At 59.1% G+C, this 23,884-nt stretch carries 22 protein-coding genes; 8 read left to right on the forward strand and 14 right to left on the reverse strand.

From position 1 onward, the window contains the following. The first annotated feature begins 59 nt into the window (after nt 1-59). The 3 genes from AAIL66_RS11950 to AAIL66_RS11960 all read left to right on the forward strand — a co-directional run bounded on the left by AAIL66_RS11950 (nt 60) and on the right by AAIL66_RS11960 (nt 3,097). Nucleotides 60-1,034, forward strand: a complete 975-nt coding sequence (locus tag AAIL66_RS11950) for a tripartite tricarboxylate transporter substrate binding protein (protein ID WP_034396738.1) — start codon at nt 60-62, stop codon at nt 1,032-1,034. 75 nt (nt 1,035-1,109) lie between these two features. Continuing rightward, the gene (locus AAIL66_RS11955) at nt 1,110-2,108 is read left to right on the forward strand and encodes a tripartite tricarboxylate transporter substrate binding protein (RefSeq protein WP_343496824.1); all 999 of its coding nucleotides are present in this window, start codon (nt 1,110-1,112) and stop codon (nt 2,106-2,108) included. 128 nt (nt 2,109-2,236) lie between these two features. Further along, nucleotides 2,237-3,097 carry an isocitrate lyase/PEP mutase family protein gene (locus AAIL66_RS11960; protein ID WP_343496825.1) on the forward strand — a complete coding sequence of 287 codons (861 nt, stop codon included), beginning with the start codon at nt 2,237-2,239 and terminating at the stop codon, nt 3,095-3,097. Nucleotides 3,098-3,251: 154 nt separating this feature from the next. On the opposite strand, the gene AAIL66_RS11965 is transcribed toward AAIL66_RS11960, so the two are convergent. Further along, entirely contained in the window at nt 3,252-4,589 is a 1,338-nt protein-coding gene (locus AAIL66_RS11965; RefSeq protein ID WP_343496826.1) for a PLP-dependent aminotransferase family protein, read from the reverse strand. Nucleotides 4,590-4,679: 90 nt separating this feature from the next. Between AAIL66_RS11965 and AAIL66_RS11970 the strand changes: the two genes are divergently transcribed. Continuing rightward, the gene (locus AAIL66_RS11970; RefSeq protein WP_343496827.1) at nt 4,680-5,303 is read left to right on the forward strand and encodes a DJ-1/PfpI family protein; all 624 of its coding nucleotides are present in this window, start codon (nt 4,680-4,682) and stop codon (nt 5,301-5,303) included. Between the two features lie 215 nt (nt 5,304-5,518). On the opposite strand, the gene AAIL66_RS11975 is transcribed toward AAIL66_RS11970, so the two are convergent. Continuing rightward, nucleotides 5,519-6,085 carry a TetR/AcrR family transcriptional regulator gene (locus AAIL66_RS11975; RefSeq protein WP_034360137.1) on the reverse strand — a complete coding sequence of 189 codons (567 nt, stop codon included), beginning with the start codon at nt 6,083-6,085 and terminating at the stop codon, nt 5,519-5,521. Between the two features lie 150 nt (nt 6,086-6,235). Here AAIL66_RS11975 and AAIL66_RS11980 point away from each other — a divergent pair, with 150 nt between their 5' ends. Continuing rightward, on the forward strand, nt 6,236-7,453 hold the full coding sequence (locus tag AAIL66_RS11980) for an MFS transporter (RefSeq protein WP_034360135.1): 1,218 nt from the start codon (nt 6,236-6,238) through the stop codon (nt 7,451-7,453). Between the two features lie 42 nt (nt 7,454-7,495). Here the strand turns inward: AAIL66_RS11980 and AAIL66_RS11985 are convergent, their stop codons facing one another. Continuing rightward, a complete protein-coding gene (locus AAIL66_RS11985) occupies nt 7,496-8,419 on the reverse strand; it encodes a LysR family transcriptional regulator (protein WP_034360133.1) in 924 nt (307 codons plus the stop codon). A 128-nt stretch (nt 8,420-8,547) separates the two neighbouring features. On the opposite strand from AAIL66_RS11985, the gene metE reads away from it, so the two are divergent. The 3 genes from metE (at nt 8,548) to AAIL66_RS12000 (ending at nt 12,246) form a co-directional block, all read left to right on the forward strand. Continuing rightward, a complete protein-coding gene (metE, locus tag AAIL66_RS11990; RefSeq protein ID WP_034410301.1) occupies nt 8,548-10,869 on the forward strand; it encodes a 5-methyltetrahydropteroyltriglutamate--homocysteine S-methyltransferase in 2,322 nt (773 codons plus the stop codon). A gap of 716 nt (nt 10,870-11,585) precedes the next feature. Then, entirely contained in the window at nt 11,586-11,795 is a 210-nt protein-coding gene (locus AAIL66_RS11995) for a hypothetical protein (protein ID WP_343496828.1), read from the forward strand. A 190-nt stretch (nt 11,796-11,985) separates the two neighbouring features. Continuing rightward, nucleotides 11,986-12,246, forward strand: a complete 261-nt coding sequence (locus AAIL66_RS12000) for a hypothetical protein (protein ID WP_343496829.1) — start codon at nt 11,986-11,988, stop codon at nt 12,244-12,246. 790 nt (nt 12,247-13,036) lie between these two features. On the opposite strand, the gene AAIL66_RS12005 is transcribed toward AAIL66_RS12000, so the two are convergent. From AAIL66_RS12005 to AAIL66_RS12055, 11 genes are all read right to left on the reverse strand, one after another. Beyond that, complete coding sequence (locus AAIL66_RS12005; protein WP_343496830.1) at nt 13,037-13,432, reverse strand: hypothetical protein; 396 nt, start codon at nt 13,430-13,432, stop codon at nt 13,037-13,039. Continuing rightward, nucleotides 13,429-13,887 (reverse strand): D-Ala-D-Ala carboxypeptidase family metallohydrolase, encoded by a 459-nt coding sequence (locus AAIL66_RS12010; protein ID WP_343496831.1) that lies wholly within the window; start codon nt 13,885-13,887, stop codon nt 13,429-13,431. The genes AAIL66_RS12005 and AAIL66_RS12010 overlap by 4 nt, the downstream gene beginning before the upstream one ends. A 3-nt stretch (nt 13,888-13,890) precedes the next feature. After that, nucleotides 13,891-14,184: a hypothetical protein gene (locus AAIL66_RS12015; protein WP_052223796.1), complete on the reverse strand. Its 294-nt coding sequence runs from the start codon at nt 14,182-14,184 to the stop codon at nt 13,891-13,893. Between the two features lie 2 nt (nt 14,185-14,186). After that, nucleotides 14,187-14,585, reverse strand: coding sequence for a hypothetical protein (locus tag AAIL66_RS12020; protein ID WP_230629866.1), 399 nt, complete (start codon nt 14,583-14,585; stop codon nt 14,187-14,189). A gap of 66 nt (nt 14,586-14,651) precedes the next feature. Further along, entirely contained in the window at nt 14,652-15,569 is a 918-nt protein-coding gene (locus AAIL66_RS12025; protein WP_343496832.1) for a hypothetical protein, read from the reverse strand. Continuing rightward, on the reverse strand, nt 15,560-17,959 hold the full coding sequence (locus tag AAIL66_RS12030; RefSeq protein ID WP_343496833.1) for a hypothetical protein: 2,400 nt from the start codon (nt 17,957-17,959) through the stop codon (nt 15,560-15,562). Before AAIL66_RS12030 ends, AAIL66_RS12025 begins: the two co-directional genes overlap by 10 nt. A gap of 83 nt (nt 17,960-18,042) precedes the next feature. After that, nucleotides 18,043-20,727, reverse strand: a complete 2,685-nt coding sequence (locus AAIL66_RS12035) for a host specificity factor TipJ family phage tail protein (RefSeq protein WP_343496834.1) — start codon at nt 20,725-20,727, stop codon at nt 18,043-18,045. After that, complete coding sequence (locus AAIL66_RS12040; RefSeq protein WP_343496835.1) at nt 20,627-21,103, reverse strand: hypothetical protein; 477 nt, start codon at nt 21,101-21,103, stop codon at nt 20,627-20,629. The genes AAIL66_RS12035 and AAIL66_RS12040 overlap by 101 nt, the downstream gene beginning before the upstream one ends. After that, entirely contained in the window at nt 21,100-21,591 is a 492-nt protein-coding gene (locus AAIL66_RS12045) for a DUF1833 family protein (protein ID WP_343496836.1), read from the reverse strand. The genes AAIL66_RS12040 and AAIL66_RS12045 overlap by 4 nt, the downstream gene beginning before the upstream one ends. Before the next feature lie 2 nt (nt 21,592-21,593). Beyond that, nucleotides 21,594-21,977, reverse strand: coding sequence for a hypothetical protein (locus tag AAIL66_RS12050; protein ID WP_343496837.1), 384 nt, complete (start codon nt 21,975-21,977; stop codon nt 21,594-21,596). A gap of 84 nt (nt 21,978-22,061) precedes the next feature. Next, nucleotides 22,062-23,884, reverse strand: a 1,823-nt coding sequence (locus AAIL66_RS12055; RefSeq protein ID WP_343496838.1) for a phage tail tape measure C-terminal domain-containing protein, incomplete at its 5' end; no start/stop codon positions are given.

The following is a 23,884-nucleotide window of genomic DNA, read 5'->3' on the forward strand; positions in this document are numbered from 1 at the left end:
TGGCACAGTGCTTGCTGTATCGGGCCATACCAATAGGGATTTGGATCCAGGAGATATCCATGTTTTTGAACCGTCGCAATCTTGTTGCCCAGGCCTTGACTCTTTCCGTGCTGGGCACAGCCGGCCTGGCCCAGGCCGCCGACTGGCCCACGCGTCCGATTCGCCTCGTTGTGCCGTTTTCCGCAGGCGGCGCCAATGACTTGATGGCCAGATCGGCGGCCGAAGGCGCCTCCAAGATCCTTGGCCAGCCCGTGGTGATCGACAATCGTCCTGGCGCGGGTGGCACCGTAGGTGCCGATATCGTGGCCAAGGCCCAGCCCGATGGCTACACCCTGCTGGTCAGCGCGGCCGGCGTCATCTCCAACAGCATGATCAAGAAGACCATGCCTTTCAAGGACGATGCTCTGCAGCCCGTGGTGATGATTGGCCTCGCACCTTCGGTGATCGTGGTGCCCAAGAACGCGCCCTATAACAATCTGCGCGACTTCGTCGAAGCCTCCAAGAAGGGCGCCGGCTTCAACTTTGCCACCGCCGGCACGGGCAGCACGCCGCACTTCGTGGCCGAGATGCTGAATGTGAAATACGGCGCCAAGCTGCAGCCCGTGCCCTACAAGAGCGGTTCGGAGAGCACCACGGCCGTGCTCGGCGGCCAGGTCGAAGGCACTTCAGAAGCCAGCATCATCGCGCTGCCGCACATCATTCACGAGGGCAAGTTCAAACCTCTGGCCACGACCTGGACCCAGCGCATCTCGGCCTACCCCCAGCTCTCCACTGCTGTGGAGCAAGGCTTTGCCGATCTGCAGATCGCGCATTGGGCCGGCATTCATGCCCCCAAGGGCACGCCACCCGCCATTCTGGACAAGCTGGCAGCCGCCGTGGACAAGGCCATGAAGGAACCTGCCACCGTCGAAAAGCTCAAGGGGCTGGGCATCGAGCCGGTCGGCGGCACACGTGCGGAATTCGTGAAGTTTGCCGATGCCGAGCGCAAGCGCCTGGGCGAGATCGTCAAGGCAGCTCATATGCAAGAAAAGTAAGCTGAGAAGAAAACATAGCATCCAGCGTATGGCCCATATGCGCTGAAGCCTGAAAATAGTACTGAGAGCTGATTCATGATTTCCCGTAGAAATGTCTTGCTCCGCGCCACTGCCTGCGCCGCCGCTACCGCCTTGCTGGGCGGCTCCTCTGCCGCTCTGGCCCAGGGCTCGGATGCCTGGCCCACCCGTACCGTCAAGCTCATCGTGCCCTATGCGGCAGGCGGCTATGCCGATACCCGCGCACGCCTGATTGCCGACTCGCTGGGCAAGGTGCTGGGCCAGCCCGTGATCATCGACAACCGCGGCGGTGCCGGTGGCGTGACGGGCACGGATGCCATCGCCAAGGCCAACGACGGGCACACCTTCGGCTTCGGCTCGCCCGGCCCCCTGGTCACCAACCCCATGCTGATGAAGAAGATGCCTTATGACGCCAAGACGGCGTTCAAGCCCATCATCCTCATCGAGCAGGCTCCCCTGTTTCTGACCACGGCTCCCAACCAGCCCTTCAAGAGCGTGCAGCAACTGCTGGCCCATGCCAAGGCCAAGCCCGGCGATCTGACCTATGGCTCCTCGGGCGTAGGCGGGGCCCACCATCTGTCGGGCGAACTGCTGGCCTATCAGACCCAGACCCAGCTGACCCATGTGCCCTACAAGGGAGGCTCGCTGGCGGCCACCGACCTCATGGGCGGCCATCTGGCCATGATGTTCGAGATGGGCTACTCGGCCCTGCCCTCCATCAAAGCCAAAAAGATCAATGCCCTGGCCGTCTCGAGCAAGACCCGTCTGGCTGTGCTGCCCGAGGTGCCCACGCTGGACGAAGCCGGGGTCAAGGGCTTCGAGTCGTACAACTGGCTGGGCATGATTGCGCCTGCCGGCACGCCCGACGCTGTGGTGGTCAAGCTCAACCAGGCCGCCAACGAAGCGCTCAAGACCGACAAGGCTTTGCGCCAGATGATCGAAAGCAGTGGCGGCCAGATCATGGGCGGAGCGCCCCAGGCCTACGGCAAATATCTTGAAGCCGAGCGCGCCAAGTGGGGGCCCGTGATCAAGAACGCGAATATTTCGCTGGACTAATCCCCCTGAGCCGCTCCGCAGCCTTGGCCGCGAGGCGGCTGCTGCCAGGCAGCGCCCTGCCTCGTCAAGGCTGACAGCCGGCCGCGCAGGGCAGATAAGCATCAGAGTCTTTTTTATCAAGAAATCTCATGAACCCCAAACAACAACTCAAAGCCCTGGCCGATGCCCGCCGCGGCGTCATCGTGCCCGGTGCATTCAACGCCATGTCGGCGCGGCTGATCGCCGATCTGGGCTTTGAAGCCATCTATGTGACCGGTGCCGGCGTGACCAATATGTGGTTCGGCATGCCCGACCAGGGTTTCATGGGTCTCAGCGATATCGCCGACCATACGGCCCGCATCCGCGACGCCGTGGAAGTGCCGCTGCTGGTCGATGCCGACACCGGCTTCGGCAACGCCGTCAACACCTACCACGCCGTGCGCACGCTGGAGCGTGCCGGCGCCGACTGCATTCAGCTCGAGGACCAGGTCAGCCCCAAGCGCTGCGGCCACTTCAATGGCAAGGCCGTGATCGAAACCGGCGAAATGCTGGGCAAGATCAAGGCCGCCGTCGATGCGCGCCGCGACAGCGGCACTCTCATTATGGCCCGTACCGACGCGGCCGCCGTCCACGGCTTCGAAGCCGCCATCGAGCGTGCCCAGCAGTTTCAGGAAGCTGGCGCCGACATCCTGTTTGTCGAGGCCGTCACCCAGGCCGAAGAAGTGCGCGCCCTGCCGCAGCGCCTGCAAGCCCCACAGCTCATGAATATGGTCATCGGTGGCAAGACCCCCATCTTCAACGCCGACGAACTGGGCAAGCTGGGCTATGGCTTTGTGCTCTACGCCAATGCCGCACTTCAAGGCGCTGTGGCCGGCATGCAAAAGTGCCTGACCCTGCTGCGCGACGATCACAAGGTTGACGAGGACCCTGCCATCGTCGCACCTTTCCTTGAGCGCCAGCGGCTGGTGAACAAGGATTTCTGGGATGGTCTGGAGCAAAAGTACCAGTAATCCGGTCTCCGGACCCAGCGCCTGAATCGCGTGCAACCTTGATACATCAGGCGCCGCACGCCATGTTTTCAGGCCGGTGTGACCATGGCCGGCAGCATTACCCCCTGGCTACGGCCCCGAAACCGGATGCACAAGGAGCTCTGGGCATCATCCTCTAATGCAGCGTGGCTCCATCCAGCGCCAGCCTGACCCGCATCAAGGCATGCCGAAGTTTTTCGAGCGGCACCGAACCCAAGGCCAGCCGCAGTGCTTGCGGAACTTGCACGCCAGTGGCAAAGGGTTCGGCCGTTGACACGGAAATTCCTGCCGTCTGCAGCGCCATCGCGACCTGATCAGCCCTCAGGTCATCCGGCATGGGGAGCCAGACAAAATACGAATTGAGGTGGCGCATACAGGGCAGCCCTTTGAAGACCTGCGTCACCTGTTTCTGACGCATCTGGGCATCCTCTCGCTTCTGAGCTTCCAGCCTGGCAACAGTCCCGTCTCTCAGCCAATTCACAACCATGGCGGTCATGACGCCGGGGGTGTTCCAGGTCGTTGCACGGATAGCTCGTTCTATCCGAGATATCCAGGCCGCCGGCGCAGCCACAAAGCCCACCCGCAAACCCGTGGCGACACTCTTGGAAAAGCCTGAGACATATACCGTGGACTCAGGCAGCAGTGCGGCCATGGGCAGTGGTGCATCCGGAGCAAGAAACGCATACGCGGCATCTTCGATCAGCAACAGGCCATGGCGACGGATCAACGCTGCAAATGCATGACGTCGGTTGATGCTCATCACCCATCCAAGCGGGTTATGGAGAGTCGGCATTGCATAGACCGCGCGTACCTTGCGGCGTCGGCACAGCAGCTCCAGCGCATCGAGGTCCGGCCCCGAACCAGCTGCCGGAATGGCAATCAGCTCAAGCCTCAGCTGTTGCGCCAGCACCTTGAAGCCCGGGTAGCTCAAAGCATCAACAGCCACTACATCGCCCGGTTGCAGCAATGCCATGGCCGTGCTTGCGAGTCCATGCTGCGCTCCATCCACGATAAGCACCTGTTCGGCAGGAACCGTCAGCCTACGGTTTTCAAGGTATAGGGCGATAGCAGCTCGCTCATGGGCCCGGCCTCCGTTCGGCTGATAGCGCAGCAGTGCCTCCAAATCTCCACTGGCGGCAAGCTGACGCAATGCAAAGCGCAACAACTCGGCTTGACCAGGAAGAGCAGGAGCGTTGAAGTTCAGGTCCAGCATGCCTATCGCAGTGGCATGCTGGTCGATACCGAGGCCAGGTGGCAGCGCTGCTTCGCGCACAAAAGTTCCTCGCCCCGTCTCGCCGCTGACCAGGCCCATGGCCTGCAGCTCGGCATAGACACGAGTCGCCGTGACCAGTGCCAGTCCCTCCCGGGATGCCAGTTGCCGGTGGGTGGGCAGGCGTGTGCCTGGTGCCAGTCGGCCTTCGCGAATTTCCGAGGCTAGCTGGTCCACTAGCTGCTTGTATCGGGCAATCGGCATATAGAACCTGTATCCATGACAATTATTTGAGTGTATTGAACCTCATCTCTAGCATGAGCATTGATACAAGTTCACATCCGGAACATCCCAATGCATATCGCAATCCTGACTTTCGAAGGCTTTAACGAGCTCGACTCACTCATTTCTCTAGGCATACTCAACCGCATCAAGCGACCCGGTTGGCGGGTGTCGATCGCATGCCCGAGCGCACGCGTCAGGTCAATGAACGGGGTGGTCATCGAAGCCCAGGCCACTCTGGAGGATGCGGGCGCTGCAGATGCGGTCATCGTGGGCAGCGGAATGCAAACGCGTGAGGTCGCGCGCAATGCCGACCTCATGTCAAAGCTCAGGCTGGACCCTTCACGGCAACTGATTGCTGCACAGTGCTCCGGCACGCTGATACTGGCCAAACTCGGCTTGCTGAATGGCGTGATGGCATGTACCGACCTGACAACCAGGCCCTGGGTTGAAGAGGCCGGCGTTCGCGTGCTGGAGCAGCCATTCTTCGCAAACGGCAACGTGGCTACCGCAGGAGGCTGCCTGGCAGCGCAATACCTTGCCGCCTGGCTTATTGCCCGTGCCGAGGGGATCGAGGCCGCCAGGAGTGCATTGCATTACGTGGCCCCTGTGGGTGAAAAAGATGTTTATATGGCCCGGGCCATCGCCAATATCTCGCCTTACCTGCCTGACTTGCTGCATCAGCGCGATCGCTGAAGCGCGCTGAAGACCTTAGACGACTCGAATGCTGTCGGTCGTCGGTCCCGGTAAAGCCTCCGAGCCCGGACTCTTTGCAAATTCCGGATTGTTCGCTTGCACAAAATCGCTGATGTCCTCGGCTCGAGAATACCCTGGCAGTCAAGACGATCCTCATTCTGGCTACTGCAGGCAAAGCACAGCAGGCATGGCTGCAGCACGGCTCTGGCAATGGCTCAAGCCGCCTTCCAGCCTTGCAGCATCAAATCCAGCGCCTGCAAGGCCTCGTTCAGGCGCTCGGGTGGAGCGCCCTCCTCGGCAATCCAGAAAGCCGCTTCGATCAGGCAGCCGTTGAGCAACCTTGCCAGCGCCGGTGCACTTGCGCTCACGATGACGCCCTCGTCGATGAGCTGCTGCAAAAAACCGGCGATAAAAGCAATGCATTGCTGGTGCTGCTGCCCCTGGTCGGTGCCGGTGAGCACGGAGCGTGCATCCTGCAACACAATGCGGCGAATTTCAGCCTCCTGAGCCATGGCCAGATAGGCGCGGCAATAGGCAAGAAAGCCTTCCCATGGATCGTCATGGCCCCGCAGCACTAGCTCCAGCCGCTGGTCCATTTCTTCATCCATCTGGGCTACCACGGCAGCCAGCAGGCCGGGCTTGCCACCAAAGTGGTGATAGAGCGCGCCGCGCGTCAAACCGGCCTGCGCAGTCAACTCGTCCATGGCGGCCTGGGCGTAGCCATGCTGGGCGAAAGCGCTGCGCGCAGCACTGATCAGCTTGGCCCGCGTGGCTTCGATCATGCTGGCACGACTCTGGCGAACTTGGGTCACTGCGAACTCCCGGCAATATTCACATACAAAGCGTATGCCAATCATACGCGCTACATCCCAAACTCCTAGAATGTCACTCGCATACACGATGTATGCAAATGAATCTATTCAAGGGTTTCCATGTTGAATGCTTACCGCAAGCTGTTTACGGCGCCGGGCAGCACGGGCTTTGTGCTGGCCGGGCTGCTGGCGCGGCTGCCGCTGTCGATGACGGGGATTGGCTTGATCACCATGCTGTCGCAGCAGCGCGGCGCCTATACGCTGGCAGGCATGGTGTCGGCCTGTTTCGCGCTGTCGATTGCCGTTCTGGCACCGCGCATCTCGGCGCTGGTTGACCGTTACGGCCAGTTCAGGGTGCTGCCGTTTGCGGCCGCCAGCAGTGCGCTGTCGATGCTGGCCTTGCTGGCCTGCGCCCACTGGCAGGGGCCGGACTGGCTGCTGCTGGCACTGGCCGCTGCCGTCGGCAGTCTGCCCAGCATGCCGGCCATGGTCCGCGCCCGCTGGACGGCGATCTACAGTGGAACGCCTCAGTTGCAGACCGCGTTTGCACTGGAAGGCGTGCTCGACGATCTGGCCTTTATCGTCGGCCCGCCGCTATCGGTGGGCCTGAGCATGCTGCTATTCCCTGAGGCCGGTCCGCTGGCAGCAGCGCTGTTCCTCATCATCGGCGTAGGCCTGTTTGTGGTGCAACGCCGTACCGAACCACCTGTCAGCCCCCATACCAGCTCGGAAAAAGGCAGGGCTTCGTCGATGCTGCGCCAGCCCGTGGTGCGCACGCTGGCGCTGTTCATGCTGGCACAAGGCGTCATCGTGGGCGTGATCGATGTGGCCAGCGTAGCCTTCGCCACGGCTCAGGGTCAGCCCGGCATGGCCAGTGTGGTGCTGTCCTTCTATGCGCTGGGCTCCTGCGCCATGGGCTTGCTGTTCGGCACGCTGCGCCTGCAGATGCCGCTCAGCCGCCAGATCGTCTGGGTCGGGGCATCGGTCGCCATCTCCGCCCTGCCCCTGTTGCTGGCCAGCAATCTGACCGCACTGACGCTGGCCGTGCTGCTGGCAGGCATTACCTTTGGCCCGACGATTACCGTGGCCATGAGTCTGGTGGAGCAGCAGGTACAAGCAAACCGACTGACCGAGGGCATGACCTGGCTGCTGACTGGCCTCGCCAGCGGTGTGGCCCTGGGCGCTGCCGCTGCCGGCTGGCTGATCGACCACTGGGGCGCACAGCAATCGTTTGTGCTGACGCTACTGGCGGGCGGCGCCATGTGGCTGTGGGGCGTGCAAGCCGGACGGCAAGCCGACCGTGCATCCGCACCGGGCATGACGGCCATCAACATGTGAGTCAGCCGCTATTGCTTATTCAGCCGTCGGCTGCCGCTCTTCTCAAGAGTCGTCCTGCGCGGATGCGGCAGCCGGCAGAGCCAGACCAGGTGCTCGTGCCAGCGCAATAAAGGCCTGCAGATAGTCGGTATGCAACTCTGCCTCGCGCGCGCCGAGGTAGATTTGCTTGGCTATGCCCTTGCTGCCCAGCTTCACGGGTACGACTGCCATCTTTTCGGCATATTCCAGAGCCAGCCAGCGCGGCAGGGCCGCGACACCCCGGCCGCTGGCGACCATCTGCATCATGATGTCGGTGGTCTCTATGGTCTTATGGCGCCTGGGCGCAATGCCTTTGGGCAGCAAAAACTGGGTATAGATATCAAGCCGGTCTACGGCCACGGGATAGGTAATCAGCACCTCGCGAGACAGATCATCGGGCTTGACATGGTCGACCTGGGCCAAGGCGTGATCCGCAGCCACGACCAGCACCTGCTCATAGTCAAAGACGGGCTCGAAGTGCAAACCCGGCTTGAACAGCGGATCGGGCGTAACCAGCATGTCGATCTCATAGCCGAACAGCGCACCGATACCGCCAAACTGAAACTTCTGCTTCACGTCCACATCCACGTCGGGCCAGGCGGCCAGATATGGGGAGACGATTTTCAGCAGCCACTGGTAGCAGGGATGACATTCCATGCCGATGCGCAAGCTGCCGCGCTCTCCCAGAGCAAATTGCTGCAAACGCGACTCGGCCAGATCCAGCTGAGGCAGCACGCGGTTGGCCACTGCCAGCAGGTATTGACCCGCCTGCGTCAGGCGCAGGCTGCGCCCTTCACGCAACCAGACATCGGTGCCGAGTTGGGCTTCCAGCTTTCTCATGCTGTGGCTCAGGGCGGACTGGGTGACGCACAGCACATCAGCTGCCGCAGTCAAAGAGCCTTGTTTTTCAACCTCTTGCACTATGGCGAGATGGATACGCTCAATCATCTGTGAACACAATTCATGGATACATGAGAAACAACCATTTTACTTCATGCATCGATTCCAGGAACATCCAGTCCGCTGACCCAAGCCACTCTGGCCATGGGCCGAAGATCACAAGACTGGATTTCTGCATGACGACTATTCACAACCTGGGCTTTCCTCGCATCGGCGCAAAGCGCGAACTGAAGTTCGCGCTGGAGTCCTACTGGAGAGGTGAATCCTCGCGCGATGCGCTCAAGGCGCTGGGCGCCGAGCTGCGCCAACGCCACTGGACCGCGCAGCAAGAGCTGGACTGGGTGCCCGTGGGTGACTTCGCGTTCTACGACCAAGTACTGGACATGAGCTTTACGCTGGGCAATCTGCCCGAACGGGTGCAAGACTTCGAAGGCGATGCACTGGACAACTACTTTCGCGTGGCCCGTGGCCGTTCGGCGGTCACAACCGAATCCCGTAGCACCGGCCACACCCACTGCTGCGCTGGCGTCGCCGCGGGCGAGATGACCAAATGGTTTGACACCAACTACCACTACATCGTGCCCGAGTTCAGCTCGACCACCGAATTCAAGCTCGATGCATCGCGCCTGCTGGAACAACTGGCCGAAGCCAGGACACAAGGCATACAGGCCAAGCCCGTCCTCATAGGCCCCGTCACCTATCTGGCGCTGGGCAAGGCCAAGGACGGCGCCAGCAAGCTGGAGCTGCTGCAGCGGCTGCTGCCCGTCTATGCGCAACTACTGGATGCGCTGGCGACCCAGGGTGTGGAATGGGTACAGATTGACGAACCCATCCTGGTCACCGAACTCGATGCCGACTGGCAACATGCGTTCAACACTGCTTACCACCACCTCAAGAGCTGCAGGGTCAAGCTGCTGCTGGCGACCTATTTCGGCCAGTTGGCCGAAAACAAATATCTGGCAGCAAACCTGCCCGTAGCCGGCCTGCACATCGATGCCATCAACGGCCAGGACGATGTGCAACAGCTGCTGGGGCTGCTGCCCGCGCACAAGGTACTGTCGCTGGGCGTGATCAACGGCCGCAATATCTGGAAAACCGATCTGGCTGCCGTGCTGGACTGGGTGGAGCCGCTGGCAGAGCGCCTGGGCGACCGTCTCTGGATTGCGCCATCCTGCTCCTTGCTGCATGTACCCGTGGATCTGAACAGCGAACAAAAGCTGGATGCCGACATCAAATCCTGGCTGGCCTATGCTCTGCAGAAACTGGATGAGCTGCGCGTGCTGGGCAAGGCTTTGCGCCATGGCCGAGATTGCGTCAAGGCCGAACTGGCCGACAACGCTTCAGCTCTGGCTGCACGCCGCACATCGCCTCGCGTCCACAACCCCGTGGTGCAAGCTGCGGTCAAGCAGATCAGCGCCGGGCTGGGCCAGCGCCAGAGCAGATATGAAGCACGCGCCCCCAAGCAAGCCCGCTTGCTCAAGCTGCCAGCCTTCCCGACCACCACTATCGGCTCTTTCCCACAGACGGCAGAGATCCGCCAGGCACGCAGCGAATTCAAGGCCGGTCACCTGGATTTCGCCCGCTACCAAGGAGCCATGCGCGCCGAGATCGAACGCTGCGTGCAAGAGCAGGAGGCTCTGGGGCTGGACGTTCTGGTACATGGCGAGGCCGAGCGCAACGATATGGTCGAATATTTTGGCGAGCAACTCGACGGCTATGCCTTCAGCCAGTTCGGCTGGGTGCAGTCCTATGGCTCACGCTGCGTCAAGCCGCCCATTCTGTTCGGCGACATCAGCCGCCCCAAGGCGATGACGACGGAATGGATCCAGTACGCCCAGTCCTTGACCCGCAAACCCATGAAAGGCATGCTGACAGGCCCGGTCACCATCCTGAACTGGTCATTCGTGCGCGATGACCAGCCGCGCGCCACATCCTGCTATCAGCTGGCTCTGGCGATTCGCGCGGAAGTGCTGGATCTGGAAAGAGCCGGCGTGCGCGTGATCCAGATCGACGAGGCTGCATTGCGCGAGGGCTTGCCATTGCGCAAATCACAATGGAAGGAATATCTGCACTGGGCCGTGGAGTCCTTCCGCATCAGCGCCAATGGCGTTGCCGATGAAACCCAGATTCACACCCATATGTGCTATTCGGAGTTCAACGACATCATTGCTTCGATTGCAGCCATGGACGCCGATGTGATCACCATAGAGACTTCGCGCTCGGACATGGAGTTGCTGGAGGCCTTCGAGCACTTCGATTACCCCAATGAGATCGGTCCGGGCGTCTATGACATCCACTCTCCCAATATTCCCACCAAGGCAGGCATCGTGGAGCTCATGCAAAAAGCTGCAAAACGCATTCCCACGGAACGCCTTTGGGTCAACCCTGACTGCGGTCTCAAGACACGTCAGTGGGCCGAAGTGATTCCGGCGCTGCAACATATGGTCGAAGCCGCCAAGACATTGCGTCAGAGCGTGAAACTGGCCGAGCCCGCCTGAACGCGGGCATCGCTCCCGTCTTCTCCGACTCGCCCAGGGCGTTGCCCTGGGCTTTTGCATAGCGAAAGGACATGGCCTGCAGCAGGCCTGAGTTGCATAGGGCGATGCAGATGCGGCGCCCACCTTCAGGATTTGCGGCGTATTCAGATACCAGGCGCACAAAGCAAAAAGCCCTGCAGACTTTCATCTGCAGGGCTTGTGCCACAAGTTTGGAGGCGCGAACCAGAGTCGAACTGGTCTAACCGGATTTGCAATCCTTGAATACCTTTAACAATCAATAGGTTATATCGAAACCGCGCACACCCACACAAAGATCCACGCCCAAACCTACGCTACTACACAGCACTAGCAGACTCATCGCAGCACATGGTTGACGAAAGGTTTTTCAAATACTGTATAAATTAACAGTATGTGGTGCACTATCTATCAACTGTACGAAGACGGCCAACGGCTGCCGCCTGAAATCGCGCAGGCAAACGGCGCGTATGGATGGCTGTACATGCATTCAAAGCTGCCCGGCACTGGCATGCCCAAGAACCAAGCGCACCTACTTCCAGAACCCGGCGCTCCTCCAGGCATTAAGGACGTCATCGAGGCACTGAACTGTTGCAATCTCGTGGCCATCGACAAGGGCAGCATGAGGCTGAATGGCAGTCGCACGTACACGCAGAGCTTTATCAGGCAAGCATGGATATGCGTGCCAGGGGAGAGAAGTCATGCGACGTGAAGATGCGCGCAGCGCAATCATTGACCATTGGTACGCCTGGAGTGATCTGATGGCCGAATCGGACTACATGGCCATGGGCGTCGCCATGAATCTGTTTTATGAGTATCTGCAGTCCAAGCACCCCCAGTGCCTGGACTTTCGCAGTGCAGACGCGTACTCAGAAATGAAAGCCTGGATCTACGAGGACTGCGAGCCCTGACACAGTAACCGTACCGCGCATAAACAAAAAAACCGCCCCGATGCCGAAGCACCAGGGAGGTTTTCATGTTTTGGCTATAGCTCGATTACACAGGCAAAGAAGTATCCCCAAGTCATGTAAACAGGAAAAACTGCCTATTCGGAGATTTCACACGAACTCTGCATAATGAAGAATCAATCAAGGAGGAGCCATGAGCAGTCGTCAATTAGAGGAATATCAAGAGCGCCGCCAGGATGAGCTGATCGCAGCTTATTTAGGTCTGACTTACAGCGAGTACATCTCACTAGATCCGTCAGAGCTTCGGAGTCAGGATGACTATGGCCTCACCTACCTCATTGAATTTCACGCTGAAATTCCTGCGGCATTGTCAAAGAAAATTGCTGACTTGAATGACAACCAGGTTGAAATCCCGTCCTCCATCTTCGACCAGGAAGAGGATTACGACGAGTAATTCGATCTGCCTTGTAAAAATATCAGACGGAGGGGTCGCAATGGTTACTTGGGGAATGCAAACTGGTGCAGATAAAACCTGCCCAACGTGTGGATCTATATACAGCGTCAAATACCACCAAGTCCCTGTAAAAGACAGTGACAGCAAGGACTGCAATGTTTGCGGTGAAGAGCTAGATCGGTGGCGTTCGACTCGATATCCAATCTACGAGTTGAAAGAGCGGGGGCAGTGGCCTAAGTAACCACGCCCTCTCATTAACTTCAGGATCAGGAGAGCGCTGAACATGAGTTGGGACACATATCGCTACGAAGCCAAATGCCATAGCTGCGGGCACACAGGAGTGTTGATTCGCAGTAGTGACGACTGGGGACGCTCCGATGAGGCGTGGGAGGGCTTTACAGAAGCTAATGCCAATGACTACGAGTCCCTGCGTAAAAGAAGCGCCCCGACCAATCCCATATGCAAATGCGGCAGCACAGATATCAGGAAGGGCGTCCTCCTCAGTGATTAATGGCCCTTCTGCAGTTGGCTAGAGCCCCCCGCAGTTGTATCTCGTAGCCCTCCCGGCGCTCAATCTCTGCCGCTGCCGCCTGTACATATGAATCCACATCAGCGTCACCCGCGAGGTGCTCGGTCGGCATATTGGGACGCTCCGGCTCGGGCTCATCGCAAGGCACAGGCACGGCGACCTTGACCTGCTGAATTTCGACCCTCGCAGGCGGCGTGGCGCTGCAACCAGCCAGGAGAACAGCGGCCGCCAGCGCAGCCGAGAGTAGGGGTAAACGGCGCATCACTGACCTCCTCCAGACTGACGGGACGCCAGCAGCTCAGCCACTCGGGCCTGTGCGCTTGCGCATGCATCACCACGCACTGCTGCCGACGTGCTCAGGATCTTGTCTGCGCGGGCCTTATGCCCTGCTGCGACCGTAGCAGCCTGTACTCGCGCCTGGTCGCGCTCGCGCTTGAGACCTTCACCGACCAGCTGCAATGCCTCGACGGCTTTTGTGCACACGTCTGCACTCCCGCGCGCCAGCGACTCCTTTTCGCCGGCGTGATCGGCGTCTGCCCTGGCCAGGGTCGCCGCGTCATGCTGCCCCACGTACATCAGGGACAGGCCCACATTGCCCGCCAGGCTCAGAAGCAGCGCCAGGGCAAGCGCTGCAACAATCTTTGCTGCGGCCGTCATACCGGCTGAATCCCCATCATGGTGGTTCTACCGTACACGGTAATCACGCGATTGACCGCCTGCAGGGGGATGCGCGTGGACAGGTGCACCCACTGAGCACCGCCCACGCTCTCATAGATGATTTGCCCAATGACCAGAGCTTGAATCTGTGGCGCCAGGGCCTTGGCCACCTGATACGGCGTACCGTATGCGGGGATCTTTACGTCGGCTGCCATGCCTTGAGAGTGGTCACTAGATGAGACACCGCCCACAGCGGCATTGACCTGACGATTTCGATAGCCGCTGGTGACGATGAGCGCATGGCCGCCGAGAAAGCCACGCACGCGCTCAAGCATCTGGGCTGTGCGGTACAACTGCTGTAAGGCATCAGCGGTCGGCGTGTTGTCCACCCCGAGCCTGCGCGCGGTGCTGCTGGCCACCAGCTCGGCCAAGGTGAAATGCTCTGTCAACTTCATGGATCAACCCTCCTTAAAACGGGTGCGAATGATGAGAAAAGTGAAGCCTGCGATGACGCAGACATCGGCAAGGGTTGGGGGTGTGGGCCGTAGCCATGGCGCCACCAGGGCACCAGCACCACCCAGAGCGAGCAGCGCCCATGCGATGGCCTTGAGCCAGGCCACCAAGCGCGTGCGAGGAGCAAGCCCTGGCCTGCAGGGCGCAGTGCGCTCCAGCTTGTTAAGCGCCTCGGCCACAACGACCAGGCCGCAGAGCCAGTGCAGCACGCTGAGCAAAGTGATCACGGGATAGAACATGGTCAGCCCCCTTCAGCCTGGCCCTGCTTGGGCAGGTACTTGCCAATGAACGACCGCAGAAAGCTCTGCGCGCCAGCCCCGACAATGCAAGCCATCGACAGCAGGACGGACTCAGGCACGTTGGCCACAAGCAAAACCAGCGGCGTGAGATAACCCGCCGTGAGGGAGCTGGCTCCAGCAACGGCCATGCGGCGAAAAGCCAGGCGCACCATGTCCCGCAAGGTGTCGTTGCTGCCCGGCACGGTGTTCAGCAAAATGATTGCGATCAGGCTGCCCAGAAAGCCGGCGAGCAGCACGTCAGCACGTAGCCCTAGCGGCACCCCAAATGCCGTGAGCACTTGCGTGGAGACTGCGGCGCCGATGATGGTCACTGCCGTCGTGGTCGATGCAGGTTCTGCCATTTGTTGCCCTCCCTCGGGCATAAAAAAACCCGCCAGGGGCGGGTTGGTTGATTCATGCATTCCAATTTAAGAGATGACAAGACCTCTTTCAACAATATGATTGCTGATGATCCTCCCGACCTCGTATGACCCATGATTATTTAGATGTAAGCTATCGTAGAAATACTTAAAATTACTTCCAACTTCTTTCTCTAAATCAAGGACATCGACAGAGCTTTCTTTGGCAATAGCATCAGCATTTGACATCAACGCATTCATTATCCTCCGTCTTTCGTCAAGCTGGGCACGACTTTTATAAACCCGAGATTGATCTGGATCATCGCCCCATGAAAAGTCACGAAACGGAGTTTTGACCAAACAAACTGGGATTGAGTACTCTCTGCAGGTGCTGTAAAAGACTCTATGAATCTTCCTCATGTGATCAAAATTTATCTCAGAGTCATACAACTCTTTAGAGTCACTCGAATTTCTACTATCAATTATTGGCGCAAAAAATTTATCCCGATTCCAATACCCGCGCGAGTGGTTGAGAGGCCCGCCATCGCATGATGGCTGAAAAAGCATAACAAGCTTTATTTCACTAGAATATCTTAGATATTTAGTTATTAGATTCACATAAAGGTGCAATGACGTTGCGCCAGAATACCCGCCATTCCACACATTAAATTTAAACCCTAGCTCATGCAAATTTCTCTCAACACAAGATGCAAATCTATCTTTTTCATCGACATATAAAGATTCGACAAATGAATCACCCAGCATCAATATTTTACCGCTAGAGTTATCTACATCATTCCCGCAGATTATATTACCATCACCATCTGTTCTTAGTGAGTATCCTTTGTTTATAAGAGAAGCGTCACATTTGGATATATAAAAATCTGTCGGCTCATGAATTTCATCGACATTCTGCCCCCACTCTTTAAATCTTATTTCTCTCTTCATAAAGCCACCAGATTTAATTAAGTAATCCCTCAACTCCATTGCCTCCACCCGTTAAGCGCCTGCAACTGAGTCACACCGGCTGGGAGTATAGGCTGCTCCGTCCCAGACTCTACGAGTACGCCTGACATTGCCGCGACTTTAGACAAGTCCCAGCGCTTGTCTGGCGAGACTGTCACCCCTTGCATGCTGGTGTAGTTCCTTGAGACAGACAGTCGAGGGGCTCCAACGATAAGAACACCAAGGCCTTCCGTTGGAGAGACCAACTCACCTCCTGAAATAAGCAGCCTCGGTGGTGCCGTCTGAGGAACAGACACCTCATTGATTGCGCAATCTGCCATGCGAATGATCGGCACATCCTCGCGAGCACAGCGCAGAGCAATGTTTCTGACATTGCTGCACAAGATTGAGATGGCGGCCCGTGATGTTGGCTGGATGCCGAATGCAGCATAGCCTGTAACCCCTGTTGTTGGTAACGCTCCATGGGTCGCTGAGACATCAAGAACTTCAACAATGAAATTACTTCCAGTGTTTCCAGAGAAGTTCATCCAGTCTAAACGCATGCTGAACCGCCAACGCTCTGAGCTACATACTCCTTTTACAGAGACGATACTTGGCGAATAAACTATATCTCCAGATTGTCGCACTTTGATTGCAATAGGAGCAATCTCTCCAACTGCTGCCTGCGATCCACCGATTCTTGATATTCCCTGTACTATCGCATTCGGCGCCTGAATTGGAATCACTGCGCCAATAGGGTTTGTCTCGCAATCTACAACAACCGGGATGCTGATTGATTTGGCCTCAGATGATGCGCATCCAATCACAAACAGTGTTCCATAAAACAATCCGCCATAATCGTCTCTTGTAGAAATTGCGGAGCATCCGTAGAGAATTAGATTAGATGCCTTTATTAATCCTCCACCCCATCCGTACTTAATCCCAATATCATGAAGCTCTCCGCCATCTACAAAAATATTATGGCCAGAGCTATGGGCATCCACCCGATTAAGGATGCAGTCTTTGAAATAGATTCCATTGACATTATTTGATCCAACAGAGCCCCATCCTGTAATTGATTTCATTCCATTTATTAGAATATCAGCACCACCATAGATTGCGAGACAATAAGAGCCTACGCTTTTGTTTGTTGGCCTGCCTGTTGTTGTATAGCCATCTATTCGAATATCCGAAGCATCATTAACAACAACTATTTCACACACATTGTCGTATACGCCTCCTACACCATTAAACAAAAGGCTAAACCCGCTTATTACTGTGTTGCATCTCTCTATTTGAAAAACCCGCTGATTATTCCAATCTCCTTCGACAAGGCTTATGCTTTTCAGCAACAGCTGGGTATTTGATGTTTTGCGATACTCAACTTTTATTGATGCTGCATGTGCAGAGCAATTCGTGCTAAGCGGATGCGAAACGGTTGAATGCCTGTTTACCTTGAACGACTGTGAGTAATCCATAGTTCCAGCCTTTGATCGGTCTGGAACCTGGAGGGCGCAAGTCAATTTTGCATAACCATGGCCGTCGAAAAGTCCACGCGTAGGGAATATTGACCCCCTGACCAGATTCGAAGCCAACACCGGCCCGGTCACGGAGACAAGTGGGCAGTCTGGGTCGCTGATGATGAAGACCGTGTTGAACCTGTCGAAGCTTGGCGCTGCCTCAACGCCGCCAAGGATGATCATCCGGGAGCCACAGAAATCAACGCTAGTGTGCACAGGGATTCGGGCATCTGCCTGCACGCAGAATTTCGAAATTCCGGCGTAGCTCACCGGGACTCGTCGAGAATTTGCGAGCGTGTGCGCCTTCATCATTGCATCCGTGTCGTCGCCAACGCCATCCCAGTGCCCGCCGTACATGCGCGGATTGATCAGGTCACGGGTCAGAACATCGGCCACACTGCGAACCTGAGCATCCACAGCCTGGCGAACCATCACGCGCTCAGCTCCGCCCGCAGCCAACAAATCAAGGCGCAGCTGATCTAGGTTCACAACGAAGTCCAGCGCAGAGCCATTCGGCCGATATCGCGTGCGCGCACCGTCACGGGTCTCGTCACGCGCGATCTCGATCAAGCCCTCCGTTGGCCAGTTCGCGGCATCACCCATGGCCTGAGCGTAGGTGTCGTAGAACTTGAGCGGGCCGATTGCGCCGGCCGCTGCCCTCGCATCATCGCGTGCATCGCGGGCCTCGTCCCGATACCCTTCGGCTAGTGCTGTTGCCTGCGCTGCAGAAGCATCAATATCGATTTGCGCCTGCTTTTCGATGCCGTGCCACGTCTTGCGCGGCTTGCCGAAACGGTCTTGCCAAGTGTCTTCCGACTGCGTATTGACGGCACTGTCCAGGTTTTCCGAGCTATCGAAGAGATCACGCGGGTCCTGGCTACCCAACGGGTTGCCTGTGTGGTAGGTAGTCATGTGTCCTCGCACAAAACAAAAAGCCCGCAGGGCAAACCATGCGGGCGGGTGTTAAAGATCTCTTCGGCCAGAAGGCCGTCTACTCAAAGTGGCGGTGGCGCGTTGTTGTCGTCATCGAACAGGCGTGCGTCGTAGTTCACGCACTGCACGCTGGCACCATCGGTACCGCTGGGACTGACCTTCTTGACGATGGCCGGGAAGCTCCAGCGGGTGACCGGCCCGAAATACACATGCGGCGGCTCTGGCAGCTTGATCTGCGGCCACTCCCCGACCGGTATCGGGGCCACCACTTCATAGGCATTCGCCCCTTGAGCGGCTGGCCATGGTCCGGCCAGCGTGCCGTCAGGCCTGCGAAACGCCACAACATACGGATCTGCACCATCCCAGCGCAGCGGCTCTGTCACCTCCAGCCGGGCCTGGCCGCTGGCATTGCTGATGCCAATGAGCAGAGCCGATTGACCAAAGCCGGGGATGTCATCCACCAGGCTGACAAAGTCGCCGTAGCTGTTGTTCAGCGCGTCCAGTTCCGTGGTGAAGCTGTACGTCCAGCGTTCATACCGCAGCTGCCTGGCGCGGCGCATGCCTATGCGCCAGGCGCGCGTGCGGTCCGTCACCCCCAGTACCTTGAGCTTTTCCAGCTTGATGCCCAGCGAGCCAGGCAGCACACAGTTCACCGTCTTGGTGTTCCAGTTGTCGCCGGCGTCGCTGAACTCCACCTCCACGCCATCGTTGTCATCGGGCCGGATACCGCTGAATGACCGCGCAATACCCTCCGTGGTGTTCTGAGCGCTGTAGGCGTGGCCGTCCTCGACCGTGCGCACACCGGCGCGCACAGGGCGCAGCAGGCCGTCATCAATCGTCAGCTCGGCCATGCCGGCGGCCAGCACTGCCTGCAGGGCGGCGAGCACCGTGGTTTCGTCAAACACATGGTCTGCCGTTTCACCGCGCGCCGTCCAGATGCCATGCAGGCGCAGCAGCTCGGCCATGTCGATGCTGTCCAGCCCATAGCCCACCGTGCTGCAGATGTGCCGCAGTGCGGCCGAGATATCCCGCGTAGGCTGCGGCGCGCTCCAGGAGCCATCCCCCTGCAGCACGGGCAGCATGCGCGTGGCCACCAGGTTGAGCTGATTCTCCGACCTGGCCGCGATCTGCCCCAGGCCCCGCACTCGCACGCTCAGAGTGGTCCAGCCTGGGTAGCTGGTACGCGTGGGCAGCCGGGTACGCATGGCATACCACTGCACCTCATCGTGCACCTGCGTGCTGGTGCTCTTGGCACCCCGGCGCCGCACCCGTACCTGCGGCCGCATGGCATAGGGCAAGGCGATGCGCTCTGTGTAGCCGATCTGGTCCATGGTGGCATCGGTGTACCACTTGACCGCGCTCTGCCAGGCGCCGCCAGTGGCATAGTCCCGGTACTGGATCTCCACCCCCACGGACCTGGCCTGCACCTCCCCCTTGTCGGAGACATAACAAAGGCCCTGGCTGAAAAAGATGTCCACCTCCAGCGTGCTGGAAACCTCAGCGGCCGGGCAGCCCACAAAGGGGCCGGCCTGCTCACCGTAGACAGTTTCCGCCTGGACGGCAAACGTGGCCTTTGCCGCCGGCACTGTGCGCGGCGCAAAGCCCGCCCAGCTGCCGCCCTCGCTGGGTGCAACCGTCAGCACCTGTCCCGCCACTGACGCAGCCGTGTAGGTGCGCCCAGCTCGGCACACGGCCAGCGATATGACCCCATCGGGCAGGCCGCTGATGAGCCTATAGGTGAAGCCCCCGTCACCGTCGCTGACAGGCTCAGCCAGGGTGATCATGTTGCCGGCCACGGATTCCACCCGCAGCGAGCCGGTCAGCGCACCGGATGCCGTGAGCAGCATCCACAGCGATGGCGCAATCTCGCGCCAGTCCGCAGCGAAGGTGTTGTAGGAGCCACCCTCCTCTCCCGTCAACAGCACCGTTGCGACCGTCACATCCTGCTCAAACATCAGCGACATGGCAGTGCCAGAGCCCCAGGCATTGGGCCAATCCACATCGGCAGTAATCTGCGCTCCGTTGAGCGCATAGCTGCCAGCCGTGGGATTGACGTTGCCCGAGTCAATGGCGCTCAGCTCAAGCCCCGCAGTGCCGGCGCTGGTGCCGCCCACCTCGGGACAGCTGTACCAGTTTTCATGCTGGGTGATGCCGCCGATATCAGCGCCAGGACCGTGCACCGTGAACTCAGCACCCTCCAGCGTGCTCAGCGGCGTGTTGCCGATCTTGACCGTGGCCGGGTCTATCTGGTACTGGCCAGGACCGACACAGAGCAGCATCTCCAGCCACTGCTCACGCGGAGTGCTGAAGTAGCGGCGCGGCGGGGTCAGATAGTCGGGGTAGCGGATGAACTGACCCAGCAGCTCAGGCACTACGCCATTGAGCTTTGCCGTGTTGGCCTTGCCCTCGGCCGAACTCAGCTGCTTGCCCTGCGGCGTGTCATAGCGCTGGTTGCTGGTCGATGGGAGCAGCCAGCCGAAGAAGAAGTTGAAGATGCTGCCCACCAGCTTGAATACGCCGCCGTGAGGGATAGGGCGAATATCAACCTGGTCTTCATTGCTGATCACCGTCTCGGCCCAGGCATCCAACGGCAGCAGCATGCCATTCAGGTGCAGCGTGATGGGCTGGATCTCACGCGCCGCATAGTCAATGCCGACCGCCGCAAACCAGCCCGCGATCGTGCCCGCCCATGGGTGCGACTCCACAGGCTGGCTCGGCATCTGACCGGGGTAAATCTTGATCGTCATAAAACAAAACCCGCGTGTAGCGGGCCTGAAATCGGTTGAGAGCAGTCAGACATGGCCCATCGGGCTCATCGGTTTCGAGTATTCGCAGCTGGCCGTCCACCTCGACCACCAGCCCCACATGCACGCACAGGCTGGCCCTCCAGGCCGTGGCAACCGCGCCCACCCGAGGTCTGCACGGCGCAAAGCCATGCAAGGCTATGACCTGATCGACCGCCCGCGTGATGCCGCGCAGCTCACCCGGCCGGGCATCCTGCAGGGTCGGCAGCAAGGTCCGGCCAAACAGAGCCGAGCGCGCATCGCGCACCAAGCCCCAGCAGTCGTAGTCGACAGGACCGCGCCCACCGCGCACATAGCGCGTCTGCAGGAACTGCCTCATTGGTACTTGACCCCAGGCGCCTTGTCCGCCGTATATCGATCACGTGGCCAGGCCAGATTGAGCAGATCGAAGTAGCTGCCCTCGACCTGCAGGACGTTGCTATTCATATCGCCCCCTTGGATCAACATGCGCTTTGGAGCCTTCGCCGGCGCCGACGTGTCGTCCGACAGATACTCGCGATAGACCACATACGAGGGCTGGCCAGAGTCGAGCGCATCCTTGATCAAGCGATGCGCCCGACCATCGACCACTCCCAGGCCAAAGCGCAGAGCCTGGTTCCCAATGGTGCTGCGCTCCGGCAGGGACATCTCCAGGCTGCAGGCCTGGAAGAGCTGCGGCACACCGTCCACCCCCAGCGTGAGATCTTCATAGCTGTGAGCAAGACGTATGTGCTCGCCACCCGGCAGTTCGATGTCCAGCGTACAGATGCGCACCGTAGTCACATCGTCGCCGGCATAGAGCAGCTTCAATGCTGTACTGGTTGCCATGCCTACCCCTCAGGCCATTCTTGATTCACGGCCCGGTCAATGATGCTGGAGCCGATCACCAGCTCCGGCAGCAAACCCCAGCCAGGCGGCAGCAGCGGCCGCGCCCACACCTCAATCGAAGCGGAGATCTGCCAGCGGTCGATCCCCACCAGGTCGGGTCCTTCATAGATGTCCATGAATCGGCAAAGCAGCTTCCCCGGACCCATGGGCGTCCTGAGCGGCATGTTGAACCACTCCACGCCATCGACCAGCTTCTCGGCAAACCATGCTTCAAAAGCCTGTGCCTGCGCCTGAGTCATCAGCCATGCACACGTGTGCACACTGGGCACGCTAGTGAATTTGCGGCGCTGCCGCGACCGGCCCGATGCCATGCTGGTGCGCAACAAGGGGCTGGCGTGTCGGGTTGTATGCCCTTCACGCAGCACGCATGGGAATCCTTGCGGCCAGTCAATGTTTGAAGTAATTGCCATCTATCGTCCTCGGCGTGTCAGCCCATAAGTTGTCTCCAGCGCAAGCGCTTCCTCGCCGCCGTTGCGGATATTGCGAACAAACACGTTCGTGCTGTAGCTGCCATCCGCGTTCTGCGTCTGTTCGATCTGGCCGGCCTTGCTGGCGTCCTCAATGACGTTGACGATGGGTGCGCTGCCTGCAAGCTGCGCCGCATAGTCGGCACGGGTTGCAATACGCGGCGCACCGACCACACCACCATCGGCATAGCCCGGCATGCCGTGCAGATTGCGCCGGAATGCCTCAAACGCTGCAGGCCCACCAAGCGCGGCCATGTCGTCCTGGTTGAGAACGCCCTCGCCCGCATGCACCCAGCCCGCGATCTGCAGCCGTGCACCAGGGCCGGTATAGCCACCCTGGTCAAAGCCGGGGATCATTGCCAGGCCTTGGCTCAGGGCCACCGTGCTGGCAATGCCAGCGCTGGCAGGCGCCGCATTCGCACCAAACGATGCGAGCGAAGCCATGGCAGCAGCAGGCGCCCAAGCTGCAGCAGTCGCAGCACCAGCAGCCACAGAAGTGGCTACGCCGGCCGCCTGCAACGTATCGCCCAGCAGCTTATTGGCCACCATCTGAATGCCCATGCGGATCAGCATGCGCAGCACTTCTTCGCCAATCGAAGCGAACAGGCTCCCCACATCCATCTGGCCGGTCTTGACGAAGTTGACCAGCATGTCCTCCATGCCAGTGAAGGCCCTGGACGCGATGCCCTGCGCCTGCGAGTACATGTCGCGGGCGTTTTCCAGATAGGTCGCCAAGCCCGACTGAGCCCCAAGCAGCCAATTTCCCTCGCGCTCGCGCTTTTGCTGCAGGAAGTCTTCATACAGCTGCAGCTCCTGCTGCTGAGCGGTCTGCGTGATCCGAATACGCTCAGCAAACGCGGCCTGGATGCGTTGACGCTCTTTCTCAGTGTCTGCACCGATGACTGCGCTGGCCTGGTCTTGCTGCAGCTTTCTCAGCTCTGCCTGGTGCTGCTGCATCAGCGAGATCTTTTCGCGCAGCTCAGCGGCAGACTTGTCGCACATGCCGTAGGTCAGAAGCTCCAGCTGCAGCTGCTGCTCTTTGGCGATCAGACGATTCTGCGCCTCATATAGAACGTTATTACGCTCGACAGCGGCCGCACGGGTTAGCTCAGCCTCCTTCGCCATATCGATGGCCGTGACCAGACCAATTGCCGAGTCAAGCTGCTCCGCCGATAGTTTTACACCCTTGCTCTGAATGTCGTAGAACAGCTGCTCGTATGCAGATTTCTGCTCAATCTTGAAAGCCTGGTCACGCAGAGTCTGCAGGAACTTCTCAGCAGCCTCCTGGTCCTTCTGGGCTTGAGTCTTCCCTGCGGAGGATTTCTTGTTGCCATCCTTCAAGTTGACTGGCCCGACAGTGCGGGGAGTCATGTCGGGAGCTGTGGACGGTGCCGATATCGGCGGCGGATTGTTTGCCAGGCGGATAAAGTCCTGTTGGGACTTTTGCATTGCCTTGATCTGCTTGTCCAGAGCATCACGCCGCTGCTTCAGGGCCTCTGGCGAGTCGTATCCATTCCCTGCAACAAACTTCCCTGGCCGCTCGATTTCCTTATTCAGTGCCGCCAGCTCAACCTTAGCATCCTTGATGCTATCGCCCAGCCGCTCAATAGGGTCTGCACTGCCGTGAATCGCCTTAGCGAAAGTCTCCCCGACAAACTGACCGAAATTGATGAAGTGAGTGGTTGCCGTGACCAAGGCACTCGCCAGGTCAAACACCCACCTGGTGAGCTGCGCAAAGGCATCTTTGGTGGATTGCGATGAGAGGG

The organism is Comamonas sp. F1-6 (assembly GCF_039581415.1).
Classification (GTDB): domain Bacteria; phylum Pseudomonadota; class Gammaproteobacteria; order Burkholderiales; family Burkholderiaceae_C; genus Comamonas; species Comamonas thiooxydans.